General features: G+C 47.8%; 3 protein-coding genes. All 3 read right to left on the bottom strand.

Annotation, left to right across the window (positions count from 1 at the left end):
* Positions 1-207 precede the first annotated feature (207 nt).
* The 3 genes from AC13C0_RS00155 to AC13C0_RS00165 all read right to left on the bottom strand — a co-directional run bounded on the left by AC13C0_RS00155 (position 208) and on the right by AC13C0_RS00165 (position 1386).
* Positions 208-501, bottom strand: a complete 294-nt coding sequence (locus AC13C0_RS00155; RefSeq protein ID WP_117618775.1) for a type II toxin-antitoxin system RelE/ParE family toxin — start codon at positions 499-501, stop codon at positions 208-210.
* Complete coding sequence (locus AC13C0_RS00160; RefSeq protein ID WP_117618774.1) at positions 498-722, bottom strand: addiction module protein; 225 nt, start codon at positions 720-722, stop codon at positions 498-500. The genes AC13C0_RS00155 and AC13C0_RS00160 overlap by 4 nt, the downstream gene beginning before the upstream one ends.
* Positions 723-888: 166 nt before the next feature.
* Positions 889-1386: a hypothetical protein gene (locus tag AC13C0_RS00165; protein ID WP_117618773.1), complete on the bottom strand. Its 498-nt coding sequence runs from the start codon at positions 1384-1386 to the stop codon at positions 889-891.
* Between the last annotated feature and the right edge of the window lie 1063 nt (positions 1387-2449).

The following is a 2449-nucleotide window of genomic DNA, read 5'->3' on the forward strand; positions in this document are numbered from 1 at the left end:
CGCTTCATACCAAGTCCTTTTCGCATGGTGGGTAGGATACTGGTGGTAGAACACCAGGTTGCACTTCCGACATCCGCTCAGTTACGGAAAAAACATCGGGTTACAACATATATTCATGCAACTTCATGTCGCAAGTAACGCTTGCAGCATGCGCGGCTTTGGAATGGAGCCGAAGGCGCAATGTAATGGGCGTCGCGGTGCCTGCACTTAAAGCCTGCCAAGCCAGTACTGCGGACGTCGCCGATCATGGGCGACCGCCAGAACTTGAAAACCATCAAGTTTCTCTCGGTAAACGATGGATAGCGGAAATCTGTGAAGGGGCGCTCTACGAATATCTGGCGGCAACTCAACTTGCCAGGCTTTTGGTGACTCGCCAATTAAATTGGCCAGGGCCTCAAATTCCTCTATGAAGGCACCACCCAATCCCGGAACTTTTGATTCGTAATAACCAACTGATTCCAGAAATTCGGCTTCCGCTGCCGGGTGAAACGAATAGTTCATTTGATCAGTGCTCTAGCCTTCCTCATGACATCTTCACCGGACACGGCCTGAACTGAGCCATTATCGAGCTCTTCGCCTCTACGGCGGGCCTCAAGCAACCAATCTGACCTGAGTTCTTCTTCTGACGGAGACTCCAGGCTCAGTACCAGTCGCTGGATCAATTGAGCTCGCTCTTCTTTAGAGAGGTGTAGCGCCTCGTCTTCAATTCTCTGGAGATTCATGAAAGAAACCTCTCGTTCGCGTATCGCTCAATTTTGACACGGATAGGTACTGGGTGCCACGACTCGGCTTTTTCGCTTTAACGCCCGCCGGTTTGGAGTGGCAGCGGAAAACCGGTCGGGTGGAGCACTTTGATGCTATAAAGAATAGGTATCAGGATGCCCCTTCTTATATACCTCTAACCATTTTTTTGAAAGATTCGTTATCCAGAAAATCAGAATCCACCTTCAAAAGTTTGCCGTTATCTCCAATTATAAAGATGTATGACTTTTCTTTATCACCGGAGTACACGATAGAATATTCATTTGAAGACCACGTCTCAACTTGCTGACCTTCCACAAAGGACTCTTGCATTAACCTAACATTATCCTGATCACATCCAGATTTATCAGTATCGAAGAAAACATTCTTAAAGAAAACGCTAGCTAGACACCCATAATCAATAGTTTGATCATTCGTCATATCTGAAAAAGCCAAGAACCTCTTGCCCAACTCATCCCCATACCTGAATATTAAAATGTTTTGGTTGTCTCCTGCATCACCCACCACGGAGAAGTTCCCGGGTATTTTAAATCTGAGATCCGAGTAAACCAGCTCAACATCTGTCTTTGAAAATGCGCTAATAGAAAACAATAAAAGAAGAACAGAAAGTCCGAGTTTTAACATTTTAAATTCCTTTTAATGCCATAGTTATTTCAGATTTATAGCTTGCGCTAATTTTGACCTTACAAACATGGTAAACCAAGGTGTTTCCAGATATTATATTCTTACCAATGCTTGCAATCTGTTTAACTATGTATGAGATCCCCGGTTTGCCACCACTGGGTCTTGGAACGAGATCCATTGATGCAGAACACGCCTGCGCTTCAGAGACTGCTTTGTAAATCACCTCTGCAGATCTCTCATTTACTGATTGAGGCGATGCTGTGCCGTCCCCCAAAAATAGTTAATAACTGCAGATATGTATTCTCTATCGTAGTAATCCACGCCCAATCTCCCTTTGGTCTGTTTTAGCGATGATGTCCTCATGGACTGCTCAGAAACTACCAAAAAACGATGGCTCCCGTCAGAGCATAACGCCCACATAAACGGCGGAGCGTCAGCGACGTCCGGCGACCATAGGGAGCGAATTTAATGCACTTGTGTACGCCCAGCATGGGCATGAACTTATGGGGTGAAAGTCCCCTGTGGGAAGATCACCGTTCAATAGGATTTACCCGATTGAACGCTAACCACTAGCGAATGGCAAGGGCCAATCCGTGAGGAGCGGTCTGGAGGAAGCCGCTAGCAAAACTGCGAGCTGATGAACAAGAACATCATATGAGGCGTAGGCCGGAGGCGAGTTGGCACAAGACGACGAAGCCACGTGATCTAACGGCCACCGTAAATGATGCAGCAGTGCAGTGACAGTGCATGCTCTTATCTGGGGCGGTCCGACGCATCGGGATCTGCTCAACCAGCGATCGGTCAATTACCAGTCAGGCCCCTGGTCGATCAAGCCTGGGCGCAGCCGCTGCCATCGGTGATTGAGCAGAAGTCAGCAGACGGCATAGTAGCCAAATGCCCAGCGTAATGGCTGGGACACGGTGAAGGCCTGAACCCGGAAATCAATGAGGAGCCTGTGCAGCTCAACTGCTCTATATCCGACCGGACCCAGGAGCGTTGGCGCAAAATCAGAAGCCGTCATTGGGGTAAGAAGGAGGTAATCGGCCATTTTACTTTAAACATT

It is taken from the genome of Marinobacter sp. B-21 (genome assembly GCF_056857895.1).

What these genes read in the sequence shown, in the direction of transcription:
- AC13C0_RS00155 (WP_117618775.1), bottom strand. Translation starts at nt 501, where the DNA reads ATGAACTATTCGTTTCACCCGGCAGCGGAAGCCGAATTTCTGGAATCA.
- AC13C0_RS00160 (WP_117618774.1), bottom strand. Translation starts at nt 722, where the DNA reads ATGAATCTCCAGAGAATTGAAGACGAGGCGCTACACCTCTCTAAAGAA.
- AC13C0_RS00165 (WP_117618773.1), bottom strand. Translation starts at nt 1,386, where the DNA reads ATGTTAAAACTCGGACTTTCTGTTCTTCTTTTATTGTTTTCTATTAGC.